This is a genomic window from Erwinia sp. MMLR14_017, from assembly GCF_033657285.1.
GTDB lineage: Bacteria > Pseudomonadota > Gammaproteobacteria > Enterobacterales > Enterobacteriaceae > Erwinia.
The window spans coordinates 1-20729 of record NZ_JAWVWP010000017.1 but is presented as its reverse complement, the minus strand read 5'-3'; the positions used below and the strand labels follow the sequence as shown (position 1 = coordinate 20729).

At 52.3% G+C, this 20729-nt stretch carries 16 protein-coding genes and 1 pseudogene; 12 read left to right on the top strand and 5 right to left on the bottom strand.

Translation table 11 applies throughout. The annotated features are described in order from the left end of the window. Window positions 1-90 precede the first annotated feature (90 nt). A complete protein-coding gene (locus SD961_RS20565) occupies window positions 91-1137 on the bottom strand; it encodes a LacI family DNA-binding transcriptional regulator (protein WP_318792183.1) in 1047 nt (348 codons plus the stop codon). A gap of 260 nt (window positions 1138-1397) precedes the next feature. Between SD961_RS20565 and SD961_RS20560 the strand changes: the two genes are divergently transcribed. Beyond that, on the top strand, window positions 1398-2576 hold the full coding sequence (locus SD961_RS20560) for a Gfo/Idh/MocA family oxidoreductase (protein WP_318792182.1): 1179 nt from the start codon (window positions 1398-1400) through the stop codon (window positions 2574-2576). 55 nt (window positions 2577-2631) lie between these two features. Here SD961_RS20560 and SD961_RS20555 read toward each other — a convergent pair whose 3' ends face one another. Beyond that, window positions 2632-3906 (bottom strand): Glu/Leu/Phe/Val dehydrogenase, encoded by a 1275-nt coding sequence (locus SD961_RS20555; protein WP_318792181.1) that lies wholly within the window; start codon window positions 3904-3906, stop codon window positions 2632-2634. A 519-nt stretch (window positions 3907-4425) separates the two neighbouring features. On the opposite strand from SD961_RS20555, the gene eptB reads away from it, so the two are divergent. Together eptB and fabV are read left to right on the top strand one after the other, a co-directional pair. Further along, complete coding sequence (eptB, locus tag SD961_RS20550; RefSeq protein WP_318792180.1) at window positions 4426-6084, top strand: kdo(2)-lipid A phosphoethanolamine 7''-transferase; 1659 nt, start codon at window positions 4426-4428, stop codon at window positions 6082-6084. Window positions 6085-6224: 140 nt separating this feature from the next. Then, window positions 6225-7421 (top strand): enoyl-ACP reductase FabV, encoded by a 1197-nt coding sequence (gene fabV / locus SD961_RS20545; RefSeq protein WP_318792179.1) that lies wholly within the window; start codon window positions 6225-6227, stop codon window positions 7419-7421. Here the strand turns inward: fabV and ptrR are convergent. After that, window positions 7399-8355 (bottom strand): putrescine utilization regulator PtrR, encoded by a 957-nt coding sequence (ptrR, locus tag SD961_RS20540; RefSeq protein ID WP_318792178.1) that lies wholly within the window; start codon window positions 8353-8355, stop codon window positions 7399-7401. The genes fabV and ptrR overlap by 23 nt on opposite strands. A 132-nt stretch (window positions 8356-8487) precedes the next feature. Here ptrR and SD961_RS20535 point away from each other — a divergent pair, with 132 nt between their 5' ends. Further along, window positions 8488-9867 carry an NAD-dependent succinate-semialdehyde dehydrogenase gene (locus tag SD961_RS20535; protein ID WP_318792177.1) on the top strand — a complete coding sequence of 460 codons (1380 nt, stop codon included), beginning with the start codon at window positions 8488-8490 and terminating at the stop codon, window positions 9865-9867. Window positions 9868-9870: 3 nt separating this feature from the next. Here the strand turns inward: SD961_RS20535 and SD961_RS20530 are convergent, their stop codons facing one another. Continuing rightward, complete coding sequence (locus tag SD961_RS20530; protein WP_318792176.1) at window positions 9871-11649, bottom strand: sensor domain-containing phosphodiesterase; 1779 nt, start codon at window positions 11647-11649, stop codon at window positions 9871-9873. A gap of 144 nt (window positions 11650-11793) precedes the next feature. Between SD961_RS20530 and SD961_RS20525 the strand changes: the two genes are divergently transcribed. The 8 genes from SD961_RS20525 (at window position 11794) to SD961_RS20490 (ending at window position 20026) form a co-directional block, all read left to right on the top strand. Further along, window positions 11794-12216, top strand: a complete 423-nt coding sequence (locus SD961_RS20525) for a thiol-disulfide oxidoreductase DCC family protein (protein WP_318792229.1) — start codon at window positions 11794-11796, stop codon at window positions 12214-12216. A 92-nt stretch (window positions 12217-12308) separates the two neighbouring features. Continuing rightward, complete coding sequence (locus tag SD961_RS20520) at window positions 12309-13022, top strand: GNAT family protein (RefSeq protein ID WP_318792175.1); 714 nt, start codon at window positions 12309-12311, stop codon at window positions 13020-13022. A gap of 141 nt (window positions 13023-13163) precedes the next feature. Then, window positions 13164-13598, top strand: a complete 435-nt coding sequence (locus SD961_RS20515) for a DUF2231 domain-containing protein (RefSeq protein ID WP_318792173.1) — start codon at window positions 13164-13166, stop codon at window positions 13596-13598. Continuing rightward, the gene (locus tag SD961_RS20510; protein WP_318792172.1) at window positions 13598-14911 is read left to right on the top strand and encodes a sorbosone dehydrogenase family protein; all 1314 of its coding nucleotides are present in this window, start codon (window positions 13598-13600) and stop codon (window positions 14909-14911) included. Before SD961_RS20515 ends, SD961_RS20510 begins: the two co-directional genes overlap by 1 nt. 131 nt (window positions 14912-15042) lie before the next feature. Then, window positions 15043-15837: a siderophore-interacting protein gene (locus SD961_RS20505; RefSeq protein ID WP_318792171.1), complete on the top strand. Its 795-nt coding sequence runs from the start codon at window positions 15043-15045 to the stop codon at window positions 15835-15837. Window positions 15838-15893: 56 nt separating this feature from the next. Beyond that, complete coding sequence (locus SD961_RS20500; RefSeq protein ID WP_318792170.1) at window positions 15894-16427, top strand: PadR family transcriptional regulator; 534 nt, start codon at window positions 15894-15896, stop codon at window positions 16425-16427. A 183-nt stretch (window positions 16428-16610) separates the two neighbouring features. Beyond that, complete coding sequence (locus SD961_RS20495; protein ID WP_318792169.1) at window positions 16611-17375, top strand: glycosyltransferase family 4 protein; 765 nt, start codon at window positions 16611-16613, stop codon at window positions 17373-17375. Window positions 17376-17632: 257 nt separating this feature from the next. Then, window positions 17633-20026, top strand: a complete 2394-nt coding sequence (locus SD961_RS20490) for a membrane-bound PQQ-dependent dehydrogenase, glucose/quinate/shikimate family (protein ID WP_318792168.1) — start codon at window positions 17633-17635, stop codon at window positions 20024-20026. A gap of 198 nt (window positions 20027-20224) precedes the next feature. On the opposite strand, the pseudogene SD961_RS20485 reads toward SD961_RS20490, so the two are convergent. Then, window positions 20225-20430: pseudogene (locus SD961_RS20485) on the bottom strand (hypothetical protein); the annotation flags it as partial. Window positions 20431-20729: the final 299 nt, after the last annotated feature.

Below are 20729 nucleotides of genomic sequence, written 5' to 3'. Positions count from 1 at the left end.
TTGCAAGGCTGGCAGGATTTAACAATGATTTTCAGGAGCGCATAGTGCAGACAGAATCAGACTTCCCCTTTGACGCTACGTTCTTCGGCTTTACCTGTCCCGGTTATCAGACCTGAGATGAGAACGCCGCAGCAGCAGCCGATCCTGATGCTGAAAATCAGGCTGCGTACGCTCGATCCCTGTAAGACGAAAAATGGCATCCTGCATCATGGCATTCAGCGGCTGGGCAAAAGTGGTAAGTTGATAACGGGGAGAAGAAGCCAGTTCGATATCGTCATAGCCGACTATTCCCAGCTGATGATGCGAGGCTAACCTTTCCTGTGCATCTGTTACCCCAATCGCCAGGATATCATTTTCACAAAAAAGCGCATCCACCCACAGCCTGGGGAGGGTGGTTTGCAGGTGCTGCTCAAAGGCACTATAGCCGCTGATGCGGTTATAGTGATTGGCCTTCAGCAACAGGATGTTTTGCTCCTTCACGCCAAGTTCCCTTAGCCTGTTGCGATAACCTTCATATCTCAACAGCTGCGTGGATTCTGTATCTGGCCCCTTCATATAGCCAAATCTTTGATATCCCTGCTGATAAAGAATATCAGCAGTTTGACAGCCAGCCTGATAACCATCGGTATTTATCACCTGAATATAGGGGTTGTCATCATTACGGCAGAGCTGCACAAGAGGGATGCGGTGAATATCCTGCGCCAGCGCAATCAGCTCGTCACTCAGCAGCGTACCTAAAAACAGCAGGCCATCCACCTGCAGCTGATCGGCAAGCTTCAGCACCGCTTCTTCACTCTGCTGCGCGCTGATGTTCAGCAGCAGCGCCATATAACCCCGCAGCTGAAGCTGCTGTGTAACCTGATCCAGCAGCGTCACCAGATTGGGGTTAAGCATCTCATCCACCACCACACCAATCAGGCGTGAGCTTTTCTTCGACAGGCTGCGTGCCAGTAAATTAGGGCGATACCCCAGCTCTTTGGCCGCAAGCTGGACGCGTGCCAGCGCCTGTTCTGAAATAGAAGCGCCGTCAGTAAAGGCTCTGGAGACGGTCCATTTGGACACTCCCGCCCGTTTAGCCACATCGCTGGCGGTTATTTTACGTGAAGCGAGGCGACTGGCAGGTGCTTTTGTGTTCATGGTTATCGCTATGTTAAATGAAGAAGGCCAGTGTAATGCACAATCCGATCCGCATGTTGCAACCGGGTGCAAAATAATCTCTTCCTGTGATCTGCTCAACGGTTTTTCCTGGCGAAGATTTACTTCTTAAACAGCCTCACCGACAGTTCAACCACTGGTTCATTAAAAATTGCACCCGGTTGCAAAAGCAGTGAAGACAAGCGGATGCAAAGTCATAACAACAAGCCTGTACCCTTAAAATCTTGTAAAAAGAGGTGGTTATGCTGAATGGAGAAAAGAAAATTGTCCGTCCACTGCGCTGGGCGATGGTAGGCGGCGGCCGCTTAAGTCAGGTGGGCTATAAACACCGCTGCGGCGCATTACGCGATAACACGGCTTATCAACTGCTGGCAGGCGCTTTTGATATTGATGCCGGACGTGGCAGAGAGTTTGGCGTCAATATCGGTGTCGAAGCCAGTCGTTGCTATGAGAGCTATGGGCAGATGTTTGCAGAAGAGGCAGCACGCCCGGACGGGATTGAAGTTGTTACGATCGCCACCCCCAATGGCACTCACTACGAGATAACCAAAGCAGCGCTTAATGCCGGGCTGCATGTTATTTGTGAAAAGCCGCTGTTTTTCACCAGTGCCGAGGTCCGCGAGATAAAGCAACTGGCTGCAGAAAAGGGGCTGATCGTGGGGGTGACTTACGGTTACTCGGGCCACCAGATGTTGCTACAGATGCGCCATATGATCGCTAACGGCGACATTGGCGAAGTGCGTATGGTAGAGATGCAGTATACCCACGGCTTCAGCGCCAGTGACAGCGCCGATAAATTTTCTGATGCTCAGAAATGGCGGGTTGACCCCAACATCGCGGGGCCAAGTTTTGTGCTTGGCGATCTCTCCACTCACACCTTCTATATTTCCCAACTGGTGCTGCCGGAGCTGAAGCTGAAGTCGCTGTTATGCGACCGTCAGAGCTTTATTCCCTCCAGGGCACCACTGGAAGACAACGCCATGGTGTTGATGCATTATCACGGCGGCGCGGTGGGGCGCTTGTGGACTTCCGCCATCAATGCCGGTTCGATGAATAGCCAGTTCATCCGCGTGATAGGGTCAAAAGCCAGCCTGCAATGGGGTGATTACCAGCCCAATGAACTGGTTTATGAGGTGCAGGGGCAGCCTGTTCAGGTTATGCATCATGGGATGCCTTATCTGGATGACTCAGCGCTGGCAGACGATCGGTTGGGCGCGCTGCATACCGAAGGGTTAATTGAATCCTGGTCCAATATCTATCTGAAGCTGGCCATCGCGATTGATGCCAGAGAGCGCGGTGACGAAGCGGCGCTGGAAAAGATGGTCTATCCGGGGATTGATGCCGGGCTGGACGGCGTACGCTGGGTAGAAAACTGTGTGCGCTCGGCAGAGCAGGGATCAAGCTGGGTGAATTTCGCGTAGATCATCTTGCCGATACGTTGTGATAAAAGGGCGGCGCAGAAACCGCCCCAAACGCTTAGCCGGGATAGATACCGCGATCTTTACGCGCCATCAGAATACGTTCACAGGCTACAATATAAGCTGCCGTGCGCAGACTACAGGCTTTCTCGCTCGCCTTGTCCCAGACATGGATCATCGCTTCTGTCATGATCTTGTCCATGCGTTCGTTAATCTCACTCTCGCTCCAGAAGAAGCTGGCCATATCCTGCACCCATTCGAAGTAGCTTACGGTTACCCCGCCTGCGTTGCAGATAACGTCCGGCACCACGGTGACGCCCCGTGAAGTCAGCATATCGTCCGCGTCCGGATAGGTCGGGCCGTTTGCCCCTTCCAGCACCAGCTTACAGCTCAGCACTTCGGCTCGTTCACGGGTTATCTGTCCTTCCAGCGCGGCAGGGATCAGAATATCCATCTGTGTGGTCCAGAAATCCTCGCTGGCTATCTCTTTCGCACCAGGGAAACCGGCGATATTCTTGTTACTGTTCTGCCATTCGCTCAGCGCGGTAAGATCGATACCTTCTGCATTAAACAGCGTGGCAGAATGGTCCTGAATGACCACCACGCGCGCACCGGCCGCCACAAACAGGCGAGCGGCTTCGCTGCCTACGTTACCAAAACCCTGAACGGCGATTTTTGCGCCTTCGATTTCAATGCCGGAGCGGCGGGCCACTTCACGGCCAGTGATATAGACGCCGCGCCCGGTAGCTTTTTCACGGCCTAAAGAGCCGCCAAGATGGATCGGTTTACCGGTCACCACGCCAGTAATGGTGGTGCCGTGGTTCATGGAGTAGGTATCCATCATCCAGGCCATGACTTTGGCGTTGGTGCCGACGTCCGGTGCGGGAATATCCTTCTGCGGGCCGATAATCAATCCGATTTCGCTGGTATAGCGGCGGGTCAGACGTTCCAGCTCACCTTCCGACAGTTTGAAAGGATCGACACGTATGCCCCCTTTTGCGCCGCCATAAGGGAGGTTAACCGCCGCGCATTTGATGGTCATCCACGCAGAGAGCGCCATTACCTCATTCAGATCTACGTTAGGATGATAGCGAACCCCCCCTTTACCCGGCCCGCGAGAGAGGTTGTGCTGTACGCGAAAACCTTCAAAGTGGCGAATCGAGCCGTCGTCCATCTGCAGCGGGATATCCACTATTAACGCACGTTTAGGATGACGCAGGGTATCGATCCAGCGGGTCAGATCGCCGAGATAGGGCGCCACGCGGTCGATCTGTTGTAAGTAAGTTGACCAGGCCGTTGTGCTGCCTTCTGAAACGTAAGATAGCTTATCCATAACAAACCTTTCTTAAATTAGTTATATGTACTGCGAAATCGTGAATGGGTCAGTGCATCTGACTTATGCGCGAGAGAATTTACCATCAAACAGACGTTTTCAATTCGTTAATTAAGTGTGAAATTTTGCAGTAAGTGGTGAAAGCAAGGGACAGAGGCGAATAATTAGTTATGATCTGGCCCGTTCCAGCGGCAGGCTTGCTGACAATGCTAATAGTTATGCATTAAAGATGCATAGCAGCTGCTTTGGCTTTATTTATCAGAAGTTTGAATGGGATCAAACTTTGGCCATTCTCGCGTCGCTTAGCCGGAAAGGAAAGACAGGGGTCAGCAGGGCCAGGTGAGGCAAGAGAGTGGGTTACACTTTTCGTTACATTATAACAGTCCTCTTTTTAGCGCTTCGCTAAACTCTCTCTTCTTTACTTTGTCTGACACTTTGCTTACGCATTATTGTGGCAGTTTCCGCAACGTTAACGTTGGGTAACTGACACGCCATTCACCGGCAATTACGAAGAACCAGATGAAAAAAATGCATTTTTTGACCCAGACGCGGGTCTGTTGTTTTATTGCTTTCTATATTGGCATCCTGCTTAATTTCCCGATTTTTCTCCGTCGCTTTCATCAGCTTCATTATGATGCGGCGCTCTCTACCGGTATTGAAATAGTCGCAGCGTTTATGCTGGTGCTGTTTACCACGCTGCTGGCTTCAATGGCTGGCCGCTGGCTGTTCAGAATATTGATTACGCTGCTGATCATCTTTTCGGTCTGTGCCAGCTACTACATGATCTTCTTCAATGTTGATATCGGTTACGGCATTATCGCGGCAGTTATGGCGACCGACAGTCTTGATCTCTCCCGAGAGTCAGTGGGCTGGCATTTTTCCCTATGGACGGTGCTGATGAGCCTGCTGCCAGTGCTGGTACTGTGGCTTGCACCCATGCCTGAGGCGGCTATCCGCCGTAAAAATGGCCTCTCTTTCCTGCGCCGGGGCGGCATTATGCTCGCCGCCGGGCTGTGCTGCTTCCTGCCGCTGAAGGTAATGGGCAAGCATCAGGACAAGATGGACAAACAGCATAACCGGATGATGGCCAGCTACGGCGGCGTGGTGGCAGGTACGTATTCTCCCTCTAACTGGCTTTCCGGGATGGGGCTGCTCGCCTACAGCAGCTGGAGCCAGGCTGAGGACAGCCGCAATCTGTTTGATCCGGCAGCGCACTTTACCTACACGCCACCCAAAGATGTTAACGATCTCTACGTGGTCTTTGTGATTGGTGAAAGCGCGCGCCGCGATCATATGGGTCTTTATGGCTACGATCGTGACAACACGCCAAATCTGGATAAAGAACCCAATCTGGCGGCCTTGCAGGGCTATTCGTGTGATACCTCGACCAAGCTCTCGCTGCGCTGCATGTTTGTAAGAGAAGGGGGCGCTTCCGAAGCGCCGCAGCGCACCTTAAAAGAGATGAACGTTTTCTCGGTGCTGAAAAAACAGGGCTTCTCTTCTGAACTCTTCTCTATGCAGAGTGAAGCCTGGTTCTACAATAAAGTGCTGGCGGATGATTATGCGCTGCGTGAAACCATTCAGTCTGAGAAGCGCAACGTCGGCAAACCGATTGATGATATGGCGCTGGTCAGCGAGCTGAAAGATTCCATTGAGCGCCATCCGCAGGGCAAGCATCTGGTTATTCTGCATACCAAAGGCTCTCACTACTTATATACCGAGCGCTATCCCCGATCCTTCGCGAAATATCAGCCGGAGTGCCAGGGTATTGATGACCAGTGTTCAACGGAAGAGATGGTCAATTCTTACGATAACAGCCTGCTCTATACCGACCATGTGCTGGAAAAGGTGTTCAACCAGTTGCGCGACAAGAACGCCATTGTGTTTTATGCCTCCGATCACGGTGAGTCGATCTCAAAAAATATGCACTTCCATGGCACCCCACGTAATGAGGCTCCGATGGCACAGCGTACCGTACCGATTATGGTCTGGGCCTCTGATAAATTCCTGCAGCAGCCTGATAATGCCAGCGCCTTCCAGCAGCTGAAAACGCTGGCGAAAAATAAGACGCCGGTCTTCCACGAGAAGCTGTTCGACAGCATCCTGGGCTGTATTGGTTATACTTCTCCGGATGGCGGCATTAACCAGCTGCGCAACTGGTGCCATGTCAGCCACTGATGCAGGTGCAGCCAGGCTGCGCGAAGAGTGAGCAACTGGCTGAATGAAAAGGTATCCTTTGCCCGTTAACTTTGCCTGAACCGGCACAAGCGGGTATTCTACTGCCCATATTTACTGTGACAGTATCAATTGAGGTCGACATGATTATTAAACCACGCATCCGTGGCTTTATCTGTGTTACTGCCCATCCGGCGGGTTGCAAAGCTAACGTTGAGAAACAAATCGACTACGTGACCAGCCAGGGCAAAATCGCCAACGGCCCGAAAAAGGTGCTGGTGATCGGCGCTTCTACGGGTTACGGCCTTGCAGCGCGTATCTCTGCTGCTTTCGGTTGTGAAGCCGATACGCTGGGCGTGTTCTTTGAACGTGCTGGCGAAGAAACCAAGCCGGCTACCGCAGGATGGTACAACTCTGCTGCCTTTGAAGAGCTGGCAGAGGCCAAAGGTCTCTATGCGAAAAGCATCAACGGCGATGCCTATTCGGATGCGGTGAAGCAGAAGACCATTGAGCTGATCAAACAGGATATGGGACAGGTGGATCTGGTAGTGTACAGCCTGGCTGCGCCGCGTCGTACCCATCCGAAAACGGGCGAAGTGTTTAACTCAACCCTGAAGCCAGTGGGCAAAACTCTGACCACTCGTGGTCTGAACACCGATAAAGAGACCATCACCGATATCACTCTGGAGCCTGCTTCACAGGAAGAGATCGACGGCACCGTAGCGGTGATGGGTGGTGAAGACTGGCAGATGTGGATTGACGATCTGAAAGCCGCAGGCGTGCTGGCTGATGGTGCAAAAACCACCGCCTTTACCTATCTCGGCGAACAGATCACCCATGACATCTACTGGAACGGCTCTATCGGTGAAGCGAAGAAGGATCTGGACAAGCGCGTCCTGACGATTCGCGACACCCTGGCAGAAAAGGGCGGCGATGCCCGCGTTTCGGTACTGAAAGCGGTTGTTACTCAGGCCAGTTCCGCTATCCCGGTGATGCCGCTTTATCTCTCACTGCTGTTCAAAGTGATGAAAGCGAAAGGCACTCACGAAGGCTGCATTGAGCAGGTTTATGGCCTGTTCAAAGAGAGCCTGTACGGCAACTCACCAATTATGGATGACGTAGGCCGTCTGCGCGCCGACTATAAAGAGCTGGCGCCGGAAGTGCAGGACGAAGTCACCAAACTGTGGCCAACCGTGACCAACGAAAATCTGAATGAACTGACGGATTTTGTGGGCTACAAAACGGAGTTTATGCACCTGTTTGGTTTCGGCCTTGAGGGCGTGGACTACGAAGCGGACGTTAACCCGGACGTGAAAATCAAAAATCTGGTCCAGATGTAATTTTGGCAGATTGTGCAGCAAGCCTGTCTCCGGACAGGCTTTTTTTTGCGCTATCTTCAGCAGACAGGCACGCCTTCTGGTTCACTTCGAGCATATTTATCATCGCACGCAGATTGGCAGAGGTATGCCCTTTGCGCCACACCAGCCAGATATTGAGGTGGCCACGCTGTTCAGCCAGCGGCCAGGCGAGTACGCTCTCCCTGCCTGGCATATTTTGCAGCATACTTCCTGGGATCATCGCCAGACCCGCCCCCGCGCTGACGCAGGCCACAATGCCGTGGTAGGACTCCATCTCGAAAATTTTGCCTGGTGCGGCGTTATCCCTGGCAAACCAGTTTTCAAACAGTCGCCGATAGGAACAGTTAGCGCGAAAAGCGTAGATGGTTGATCCGGCAATATCTGTCGCGCAGGTCACTGGCGGATGATTCAGGGAAGAGATCAGCACCATCTCCTCAGCAAAAACCGGTATGCCTTCCAGCTGCGGCTGTTTGGGCGGCCCGTCGATAAATACTGCGCTAAAGCGGCCTGCAAGCAGACCATCACTCATATCGCCCGAAGGGCCGGTTGAGAGATCCAGCTCCACCTCTGGCCAGGCCTGATGATACCGTGCAATCAGCGGCGGCAGGCGCACGGCTGCGGTACTTTCAATGGCGCCAAGCGTAAATACTCCAGCAGGCTGTTGGCTGGAAACCCGCTGGCGTGCCTCTTCGGTGAGCGCCAGAATTCTGCCAGCGTACTCCTGCAGCGTTCTGCCAGCGTCAGTAATATGCAGGCGCAGCTTTTCACGGGTAAACAGGGCGACGCCCAACTCCTCCTCAAGCTGGCGTAGCCGCGTAGAGATATTGGAGGGGACGCGGTGAAGCCTCTCTGCCGCAGCGGTTACGCTTCCTTCTTCTGCGATAGCAAGAAAGATCGCCAGCTGAGTTAAATCCATAATATTCCCGAAATGAGTAAGATATTTTCATTATTATTCATTTTTAAAGAATGTATCGCAAGCCTATGATGAAGGCATTAATCCATTTATTCTTCATTCCCGGCCAGTCATTCTGGTCTTCAGGAGAGCTTTATGACTGTTCCCAATGGTGCCGTTTCACGTAATCCCTTTACCGGCGAGATCTCTCGTCAGACACCTTTTGCTTCTGCTGCGGAAGTGGATTTTGCTCTGCAGGAAACCTGGTCTGCCTTCCAGGCCTGGCGTGGTACCGCCGTTGCCACCCGCAGCCAGCTGCTGCTGAAGATGGCCGCCGGGCTGCGTCAGCATGGCCGCGAGCTGGCAGAAATGATGACTGATGAAATGGGCAAGCCCGTTACTCAGGGTCTGGCAGAAGTAGAGAAAAGCGCCGGCCTGTGCGAATGGTATGCGGAACAAGGCCCGGCGTTCCTCAAGCCGGAACCCACGCTAGTTGAAAACAATAAAGCCTTTGTGCAGTATCTGCCGCTTGGCCCGATTCTGGCCGTGATGCCGTGGAACTTCCCTGTGTGGCAGATTATGCGAGGCGCTGTGCCCATTCTGATGGCCGGTAACAGTTATTTCCTGAAACCTGCGCCAAACGTGATGGGCTGTGCGCTGTTGCTGCAATCCATTCTGCTGGAAGCTGGCGTGCCTGAAGGGCTTTTTAAGGTGGTAAATGCCGATAACGAGGCGGTGGCAAAAATCATCAAAGATCGTCGAATCGCTGCCGTTACGCTGACTGGTAGCGTGCGTGCCGGTGCAGCCATTGCTGCTCTGGCCGGTGCAGCTATCAAGAAAAGCGTGCTGGAGCTGGGCGGATCGGATGCCTTTATCGTGCTGGCTGATGCGGATATTGACGCAGCGGTGAAAGGTGCCATTTCCGGGCGCTTTATGAACAGCGGGCAGATCTGTATTGCCGCTAAGCGCATCATTGTAGAAGCGTCTGTTTTTGACCAATTCCGCGACAAATTCGTTGCCGCCGTTAAAGAGATGAAAGTGGGCGATCCGCGTGAAGCAGAGACTTATATCGGTCCAATGGCGCGCTACGATCTGCGCGATGAGCTGGACACGCAGGTACAGGCAACCTTAAAAGAGGGGGCGGAGTGTCTGCTGGGCGGTCATATCATTCCGGGGGCAGCGAATTTCTACGCGCCAACCGTTTTAAGCAACGTTAAACCTGGTATGACCAGCTTTAAACAGGAGCTGTTCGGGCCGGTCGCCTCACTGATCGTGGCGAAAGATGCCAGTGAAGCTGTTGCCATGGCCAACGATTCAGACTTTGGCCTGGGCGGCAGCCTGTGGAGTCGCGACCTGGATCGGGCCAGAGAGCTGGCGGCGCAGATTGACACCGGTGGCGTGTTCATTAACTCCCCGAGCTTTTCCGATCCGCGCGTGCCGATCGGTGGCGTCAAGCAGAGTGGCTTTGGTCGCGAGCTGTCCCACTTCGGCATCCGCGAATTTACCAATGCGCAAACTGTGTGGCAGGAAGGCTGAGTCTCAGCCTTCTGCTTTACTCTGCCCCTTCAGCCAGTGCTCGAGACCTTCAGGCAGAAGGGGTCTGCTGCAAAAAAAGCCCTGGGCTTCATCGCAGCCCAACTGTTTTAAGATCAGCAGCGTTTGCTCATCCTCCACGCCCTCAGCCAGCACGACGTACTTCAGCTCTTTCAGCATGGTAATGATATGTCTGGCTATGGTGTGACTGGCTTCATCAGAAGCGAGTCGGTAAATCAGGGAACGATCGAGTTTGATCACATCTACCGGGATCCGCCGCAGATAGTTAATATTGCTGTAGCCGGAACCGAAATCATCCAGTGACAGGCTGAATCCCTGACGCTTCAGTAACTCCAGCCCGGCCATAGCCAGCGGGCTTTCCAGCACTTTTTCCGTTTCCAGACACTCAATACGCAACAGTGCAATGGGCACGCCAGCCTCATGCACTTTGGTCTCAAGCCAGTCGGCAAAACCGGCGCGGGCGAAATCGCTCACGTTGACGTTAACCGAAACGGGTAGCTGAAGCTCTTTATCAACCCACTTCTTTAGCTGGGAAAGCACCGTCAAAATCACCCACTCTGTTACCTCAGCCATCAGGCTGGTTTTTTCCACCAGCGGCAAAAATTCGGCGGGCGGAATATTGCCCAGCTCAGGATGTTGCCAGCGAATTAGCGCTTCCAGCCCAACAGGAGCGCCGCTGTGCAACGAAATCTGAGGCTGGTAGACCAGATAGAGGTCGTTACCACCGCGTAAAGCCGTCGCTAAATCGTGCATCAGCCTGAAATCCAGATTCCGGCGATGATCGATCTGCGCGTCATAGCTCAGAAAGGGTTTGTTCTGTCCGGTCGCTTCATGCAGCGCGCTGACGCTGCGACGCAGCACTTCAGGCGCCGGGCATTGGGTCGGGATAAAGCTGACTTCGCCCAGTCGGACAGCCAAATCAATAGAGATATTTTCATAGACCTGCGCATGAATTTTGCCCAGACGTTCGCTAACCTCTCCAAGCCAGTCGGGTGATTGTATGCTGGTAAGCAGAGCAAAACGGCCGGTAGAGACGGAGTACAACACTTTGTCTTTACTCAGCTTCAGTCGTTCACGCAGCATAGTGGCCATCCCTTTCAGGATGGTTTCCAACGTTGCCATGCCCAGAGAGCGCGCAATCTCGTAGGCTCTTGGCGTGTTGATGCAGTCAATCAGCACCAGTCTGTGGGGCGTCTCTATCGAAAGCTTTTCCAGCAACTCAATATCTTGCATCAGCTTATGACGGTTGGGTAACAGAGTGACGACGTCGCGAAAACCTGAGCTGTACCAGGCGTCCAGCCAGGCGGTCATAATGGCCGCCAGCAGCTCCAGCAGTTCAACCTGCTGCTGGGAGAATTCATGGGGTTTGGTATCAGCCACACAGAGCGTGCCGATGACCGCACCATCCCGCGTCCGTAAAGGCGCCCCGGCATAAAAGCGGATATAGGGTGCGGCCAGGATCAGCGGATGAGTGGAGAAGCGTGCATCCTGCAGAGTATCTCTGCAGACCAGCAAAGTGCCGCAGGATGCCGTATGGCGGCATAATGCATCATCAAGTGAGGTCTGCTCCAGGGCGAACTGCTGGGCGCCTTTGATATATTGCTGCTTATCATCCAGTACCGAGACAAAACTGCCCGGCACGTCAAGCAACTGGCTGGCCAAAGCGGTGAATTTGCTGAGGATATCATCCCGGCCAGCGTCGTCCTGTTTTAGCATCTCCAGAGCCAGCTGGTGTCTGGACTCTGCAGGGGTACTCGGCGTCATTGTTGCCTGCCAGCTCTTCGGAATAGGGGAAGAAGTAAATGGATGCCAGATTTAGAGAATATGCCAGACTAAAGCAATGTTATTGAACGGTTAGCGTGCATTAAAGTGCGTATTTCTTCAGATAGGGGGATAGAAATGCAGAAAATGAACCCGAACGGCGTAAACGAAGCCAGCCCGCGTATTGTTTTATATGATGGCGTCTGCAAGCTTTGCAGGGGCTGGGTCAATTTTATTATCCGGCACGATCCCCGGCATCAGATCAAGCTCTGTGCTGTGCAGACCCAAACGGGTCGCGACCTGCTGATAAAAGCGGGCTTATCGCCCGATAACATCAATACCATTGTTTTGATGGAAGAGGGCAAAGTCTGTTTCCGCGCAGAAGCGATCTTCCGCGTGATGAAGCAGTTACCGCTGCCGTGGCGCTGTTTCTCCGTTCTGCGTTTCCTGCCTGAGGCGTTAAGTAACCTTTGTTACGATATGATTGCCAAAAACCGCTATCGCCTGTTCGGGCGATATAATGATTACCAGCAGCCGCAGGCGGATCACCCTGAACGTTTTTTGCAGTAGCTATGCAGGATTGCCCACTGCTTCTCAGACAGCAGATAGAGAAGCAACCTGTGTTCAGGGAAAAAATCAGATTATTTTAAAGGAGAGAAGCTGTGACTGTCAGAGTGAATAAATACCAGCAACCGGTTGGTGAAGCGATGGAAGAGTGGACCGTGCGTCCGCGCCCGGACCGCGTGGTTCTGTCAGGACGTTTCTGTCGGGTAGAGCCTCTGGAAAGTGAAAAACATTTTCACGATCTCTATGAAGCTTATGGCAAAGCACCTGATGGCCGTGACTGGACCTATATGTTCACCGGGCCATTCGAGGATGAAAATCAGTTCCGTGGGCACCTTAACGCCGCAGCGACCAGCAGTGATGCCGTGCATTTCGCCGTTATCGATCTTAAAAACGGCAGGGCGGTTGGTACCCTGGCACTGATGCGCATCGAGCCGGTTCATGGCGTGATGGAAGTAGGGCATGTCACCTTTTCTCCCGCACTCAAGCGTACCCCCCTCTCCACGGAAGCCCATTACCTGCTGATGACTTATGCATTCGATCGGCTGGGCTACCGCCGTTACGAATGGAAGTGCGACAGCCTGAATGCACCGTCACGCAAGGCTGCTGAGCGTCTTGGCTTTACCTTTGAAGGAGTATTCCGTCAGGCTCTGGTCTACAAAGGCCGAACCCGCGACACCGCCTGGTTCTCAATTATTGACAGCGAATGGCAAACCTTGCGTACGGGTTTCGAGCGCTGGCTGAATGCCGGTAATTTTGACGCCCAGGGGCAGCAGATTCAGAGCCTTTCTGCCCTGCGGGAAGCATCATAACGCCGATGCCAGGGTGTTAAGCGGAAAAATTCGGTCACTTTTATCAACAGAAAGTTGTTAAATTTACTAACCTTTTACAGGCATGCGTGGCGGCGATCGAAAAAAGCGCCGTTACGTGCTTACCTTATAAGGAACCTGTAAATGTCAATCCAAGCATCCTCGCGTAATTCCACGCTGGCTATTGCGCTTTACTCACTGTTAAACCCCATGCCGCTGGGCTTTTTTGTCGCCGCATGGATCTTCGATATCATTTACGTTTACAGCACGGAAGTCTTCTGGACACACGCTGCCAGCTGGCTGATCGTCTTTGGTCTGATCCTTGCTGTGATCCCACGGCTGATAAATCTGGTGCAGGTCTGGGTAGGGCACACATATCCGCAGAGTTCTCCGGTAAAGCTCCATTTCTGGGCCTGGCTGCTGGCTATCGTGCTGGCGATCCTCAACGCCTTTATCCACAGCCGTGATGCTTACGCCGTTGTTCCGGCGGGCGTTATTTTATCTACGCTGGTGGTCCTCCTGTTGCTTTTCTCTAATGTTCAGTACGCGTTACGTACCCGTACTCAGGAGGTTATCTGATGAAAACGATCCTTTCACTGCTGGCACTCTCCGTTGCGCTAACTCTTTCCGGCTGTGACGATGGCGCAAAAATCGATCCTTCCCGCCAGACTGGCGCGAATCCGGAACTCCCCGCTGCGAAAAACTTCCTTCTTCCTCCAATGAAGGTACCAGGCAGCACGGACTGGAAGCAGGGTGAAAAACCCAAAGTGGCTGAAGGCCTGCAAATTGAGCAGATTGCCGACGGCCTGAAACATCCACGCCAGCTCTATACCTTGCCTGATGGCGATATCCTGGTGGTGGAAGGCAGCGGGCCAAAATCACCAACATCGCAGCCCAAGGAGCTGATCACCGGCCTTGTGCAAAGCGCTTCTGGTAAAGGCGGTGCCGGTGGCGACCGCATTACGCTATTGCGCAACAGCAGTGGCGACGGAAAAACCTGGGAAAAACACATTTTCCTGGAAAATCTCTCCTCCCCGTTTGGCGTACAGCTGATTGGCGATACGTTGTACGTGGCGAATGCGGATGCAGTAAGAAAATATCCCTATAAAAATGGTGAGACGAAAATTACCGATGCGGGCAGTGAGCTGACTGAATTACCCGGTGGGCCGATTAACCACCACTGGACTAAATCGATGGTCGCCAGTCCTGATGGCAGCAAACTGTATGTTGGCGTGGGCTCCAACAGTAATATCACCGAAAACGGCATCGGAGCAGAATACCGCCGCGCCGATATTCTGGAAGTCGATGTAGCCTCCGGCGCCAGCCGCATCTATGCCAGTGGCTTACGTAACCCAACCGGCCTGCAGTGGGAACCTCAGAGCGGGAAGCTGTGGGCTATCGTCAATGAACGTGATGAAATAGGGGCCGATTTAGTGCCGGACTATATGACCTCGGTGCAGGAGGGCGGCTTCTACGGCTGGCCTTACAGCTATTACGGACAACATGTTGACGAGCGGGTTAAACCACAGCGTCCGGATCTGGTTGCCAAAGCCCTGAAACCCGATTATGCGCTGAGTTCGCACGTTGCCCCGCTGGGATTTTTGTTCTATCAGGGCAGTAACCTTGCGGATTACCGTGGCGGTGCCTTTGTCAGTGAACATGGCAGCTGGAACCGTAAACCGCTGAATGGCTACCAGGTCGTCTGGGTCGCTTTCAAAGATGGTAAGCCCGTAGGTCAGCCCAAACAGGTTGTCAGCGGTTTCCTGACGGATGACGAGAAAGAGGTTCGTGGGTTACCGGTAGGGCTAACGGAAGATCGGCAGGGTGGTCTGCTGATTGCTGATGATAGCGGAAATCGGGTCTGGCGAGTCTCTGCGGTCGCTAAACCTTAATATGTCAGCCGCTTGTGATCACTGACAGCACGGATCATCCTTGTGGTTAAGATATATCATAGATATATTTTGCACCATTCCGGTCAGGCGGGCTCGTGACGGGCCCGCCAGCCTCACAAGGGAGATTTAGCTTGGAAGTGATTGAAAAAAATCGGCGCGTGCCGCGTCGTGTCAAAAATGAACTGCGTTTTCGTCCGGTTGAGGTTATCGCCAGCGAGTTTATTGCCAACAGTTTTTACCGCATTACCTTTGCAGGAGAAGCGCTGGAAGGGTTTACCTCCTCTGGTTTTGATGACCATATCAAAGTTTTCTTCCCGGACCCGCAAACCGGTGAGTTCCATCTTCCGGAAATCACTGAAGAGGGCGTGGTGTGGAAAGATGGCGTAAGGCCGGTCGCTCGTGATTACACGCCCCTCTTTTTTGATCCCCTGCAACAGCGCCTTACGCTCGACTTCTATGTCCATGAATCTGGCGTGGCCAGCGACTGGGCAGCCAGCGCTAAACCGGGTGATGTGCTGGCAATTGGCGGGCCAAGAGGATCGCTGGTGGTGCCGGAAGATTATGACTTCCAGCTTTATATCTGTGATGAAACGGGGCTGCCTGCCTTCAAACGTCGTCTGCAAACCCTTAGCGGTAGCCAGATTAAGCTGTTTGCCTGGACGGATGAAGCAACGGGCAGGGACTATCTTGAGTCTCTGGAAAACGTTGATGTGACCTGGCTGGGAAGCGGCGGCATGAGCAGCGAAAATGTTGCACCACTGATAGCTCAACTGAACGACATTACGTTGCCGGATGAAGATTATTTCATCTGGCTCACTGGCGAAGGGACTGCGGTAAAATTGCTGAGCGATTATTTCACCGGCCAGCGCGGACGCGAAAGCGATTTTGTCAGAGCCGTAGCTTACTGGCATCAGAAACAAGCTTAACTAAAAACTTTCAGGGAGCATTTACCCTGGCTCCCGCTAATTAACTCAGGCTGGCAATGAAAATATCCCCTCACGCTTCACAGGATGCAGCTCAACAGGACGCTTACGCCATCGTGCGTAAAAAACGGCGTGAAAAAATGCTCGATGCTGCGGATATTCGCTTACTTATCCTGCACTTTATCTCGCAGGGGGCTGCCTATGGCTATGAGCTGATCAAATCCATAGAAGAATTATCTAAAGGGGAATATACCCCAAGCCCTGGCATCATCTACCCTAATCTGGCGCTGCTGGAAGAGATGGAATACATTTGCATCAAAGAGCCGCAGGCGGCAAGAAAGGCTTTCACGCTGCAGCCTGAGGGCGAAAAACAGCTGCTGGAAAATCACTCCCACCTGCAAAAAGTGATTGCCCGCCTGACTTCAATGGCTGTGTTAGTGAATAACCGCACTATTCCTGAAGTGGAACGCGCCATTCATAATATGAAAATGGCGCTGAATGGCCGTCTCTCTCAAGCCGGCGTCAGCCAGCAAACGCTTTATGCAATTATTGACGCGCTTGACGATGCGGCTAAAAAGATTGAACGGAGCTAAAGAGGTTTAATGGAGGAGGGAGGTTTCACAAGGGAAGAGCAAGGGGCTGGCTCTTCAGCCCCTTTGCACGCGAACAGTGTTCACAAAATCTAAGGCATTTTTCCTGAGCTGAAGAGACTTGCCCCGGCCCTTACCGCTGAGAACTGTCTCGCTTTGATCGCGATTTCTGACGCGGCCTGGCAGATGGAAAAAAAGCTTTACCAGCGCCGTCCCGAGTTGGCAAAGGTGATCATGGAAAAAACCGTTATCATGCATCCGCCGCAAAAATTGCATCTTACTGCAAGGCCCGAACGTGACCCTGGCCAGCCCGTGCATTTTGTCTTTATTGGTAATGAGTTTTATCGCAAAGGGGGTGGGGAAGTGGTGCGCGCGTTTGCCGAACTGGTGGAAGAAGGGCAGCTGCAACCGGATCGGATTCAGGTTTCCCTGATTGGCGATCTGGAAAAAAAACATAATTATGCCCACGCTCACTATCAGGACGATCCGCTTTTTGGTAGTTATACGGAATCGGTCATTGCCCGCTACACCTTCTTCAGTCATCTCAGCTTTATGCCTAATGATAAGGTTTTAGAGCTTCTGCAACGGGCCGATGTGGGCTTGTTGCCCACCTGGGCTGAAACTTATGGTTTCTCCGTCCTGGAGATGCAGTCCTGTGGCTGCCCGGTGATCACTTCAAATGTCAGGGCATTGCCAGAAATTAACCCATTGAGTGCTGGCTGGCAGGTTATCACTCCCCTTAATGACGATTTAGACTACAGCGTAACTTCGGTTCAGGAACGTAATTTCGTGCGTCAGCAAATCATTACTCAGCTTAAGGCCCATATCCTGGCGATTGTGAAAGACCCCACTCAGATTAGCCAGAAAGCCGCGGCTTCCATTCAAAGAATTAAGAATGAGCATGATATATCGGCCTACCAGGAAAAACTCCGGGCGATTTATCGGCGCTGAATCGATTTTACTCCTCCGGATGCTTCACACCCTGTTTTAACTAAGCCTCTGTTTAAGAGGATTTTTTATGCCATTTTTCCTGCCACTCATACCCCTGCAACGTATTCAGCAAAATATAACCGGAATGAAACAATCACCCGAGATACATTAAATAAATGGGTTTTATTTCTAATGTTTTTTTAGTTAAATTTGTGTTGTCGAATTGTAAGGGTTCGTTAGGATATTATTTATCCATTCGTATACATTGAGAGATGAAAATGATTAACAAGTTGACGAGTATCGTTATAGCGATAGCAGGTCTCGCTATGCTTTACATGGGTGGTCAGCTGCTGATGATCGGCGGCTCACCATTTTATGCCATTATGGCAATCGGACTGCTGATTACCGCAGTCGCCCTGTTTAAGAATAAAAAAATCGCCCTGACCATTTACGCCATATTAATGTGGATCGTACTGGCATGGATGATTTATGAAGTTGGCTTCGATAAATGGCAGTGGATCCCTCGCGGCGATCTGATTGGCCTCTTCGGCGTCTGGCTTGCGCTGCCCTGGGTGGTTCGCCCGCTGTCAAAAGCGCAGAACCCGGCAAAGCCCGCCAGTTTCCATCCGTTTTTAGGCACAACCGTTATCGTCATGATCGCTATTGTGATTGGCATGATGTTCTACGATCCCTACCCTAAAGAGGGAACTATCACTAACCAGCGTGCGGCAACGGATACCGACCTGGCGGCGAATGACTGGTCTGCTTATGGTGGCAACAACAACGGCACTCGCTTCTCTACGCTGAAGCAGATCACCTCCGATAACGTCAGCAATCTCGAAGTAGCCTGGACCTATCACACAGGCGACCTGCGTGACCCTAAAGACGATGCGACAGAGTATACCTTTGAAGCCACGCCGCTAAAGGTCAACAACACCCTTTACTTCTGCACGCCGCACAATGAAGTGCATGCGCTGAACCCGGAAACGGGCGCGGTGAAGTGGAAATATGAACCGACTAAAGATCGCTCATATCTGCAACAGCACCAGACTTGTCGTGGCGTAAGCTACTACGAAGCAGACGCGGCAAATGCCACAAATGCCGTACAACCTGCTGCAGCCGCTAATTCACCAGCCATTTGTCGCAAGCGTATTTTCAATGCGACTACTGACGCTAAGCTGCTGGCTCTGGATGCCGACACCGGTAAACTGTGTGCCGATTTCGGTAACAATGGCATCGTCAATCTGCGTGACAATATGGGCGAAATTCGTCCGCATGCGCTGATGCAGACTGCTGCGCCGCTGGTTGCCGGAAATCTGGTGATTGTGGGTGGTTCCGTGATGGATAACGGCTTTAATGCCGGTAACCCGTCTGGCGTTATCCGCGCTTACGACGTCATCACTGGTCAACTGGTCTGGAACTTTGATCCGGCCAACCCGGAGAAGACTCAGCCTGTCGCTGCTGGTCAGACCTATCCACAGGATACGCCTGTTGCCTGGGCCACGCTGAGCGCAGACATGAAAAATGGTCTGGTCTACGTGCCGTTTGGTAACGCTTCCCCGGATGAGCTGGGCCTGAAGCGTGATGCTAACAGCAACACCGAAAAATTCCGCGACACGCTGGTGGCGCTGGATCTGAAAACCGGTGCCTTCAAATGGCGCTTCCAGTCTTCCAAACATGACCTGTGGGATCGTGATAATCCGTCTCAGCCTTCTCTGCTGGATATCGATTATCAGGGAACCAGGCAGCCTGTAGTCATTCTGCCAACCAAGACCGGCAACCTGTTTGTGTTGAACCGTCTTACTGGCCAGCCTGTCTATCCGATTAATCAGGTTGATGTCTCAACCAAAGGGCTTGATGGTGAGAAGTATTCACCAACGCAGCCGGTTTCTGCGCTGAACTTCATTCCGGACCCGCTCAGTGAAAAATCGATGTGGGGCATTACGCCGTTTGATCAGATGGCCTGCCGCATCGACTTTAAATCTCTGCGTTATGATGGCAACCCATGGACGCCAGCCACCGAAGGCGGTTCGATTGTTTTCCCTGGCAACATTGGCGTATTTAACTGGGGTTCTGTGTCTGTAGATCCGCAGCGTCAGATCCTGATCGCCTCTCCGGTTCGTCTGGCTTATAAGTACAATCTGATTAAGCGCACCCCGGAAACGGCGGAAAAACGTCTGTTTACCAAAGATGGCACTCCTTACTGGAATGAAAACTTCCAGGGCGATTATGCTATCCACATCCAGCAGCTCTCTTCTGGTCTGGGTATCCCTTGTATTGCTCCACCATGGGGCCGTATGGTTGGCGTGGATCTGAAAACCGGCAAAACCGAGTGGTTGCGCCGCGTGGGAACCACTAAAAACCTGAAAACGACCTTCCTGCCAGGCCGTTTCCCAATTGGCTTCCCAATGGGAATGGTAGCGCACGGTGGACCGCTGACTACAGCAGGCGATCTGGTATTCCATGGCGCAACGGCAGATAACTTCTTCCGCGCCTACGATATCAGCACCGGCAAGCTGCTGTGGCAGACCGAACTGCCAGCAGGCGGTCAGGCTACGCCAGCCACCTATATGGGTGCTGACAACAAGCAGTATGTGGTGATTTCAGCCGGTGGACACGGTTCACTGGGTACGAAAGAGGGCGATGCTGTAGTGGCATATCGTCTGAAGTAATAAGAGAGGAAGGAGGATAATCTGATCTCACTTTGGGTCAGTTATCTCTCCCCGTCAGCTAATGAGCCGGACAATATGTCTGGCTCATTTTTTTTGTCCAGCCGGGGACGATGCTGAAAAGTCAGAGAGCCTGCTCAAATTCTGTCATGGCGTTGGACTTTTTGACTTGCCTTCAAGGGGCAGTTTAAATATCTAAAATTATTGTACCTTAAGATTGTTTTTAACCCTCTCGATTTGGCTGGTCTCAGCCGACGAAACTTACTGAAAGCCGGAACCATATTGCTTATCCAGATATAACCGCCGGTCAAATTGATCTGCTCTCAGCCTGACGGCGACAAATGCGACAGCAACTGCTCGTTGATCTTTAGCCCTTAACGATTCAGGGCATCAATTAGTTTATTCATAAGTTCGTTCAGGAGCGGGGACATATAACGCCAGTTACTACCGCAAGAATAGTAGTAGTAAAAAAGCTGACCAGACCGCCGCTGGGTAAAAACCGGGGCCGGCCGGCAGCAGAAGGTCCTTTACTGCCGGCTGGTTAAGAAAATGAGTATCAGAGAAAAGCGGATCTCTGGGGATAGGGTCCTTCGTAAATCTGCCGTATCCAGCGTTATACCGGCAGTCAGAAACTGAAGATTTTGGTTAAGTCATGAATAAGGTATCATGCACTGATTTTATAACCACTTTATTCATGAGGGATTAT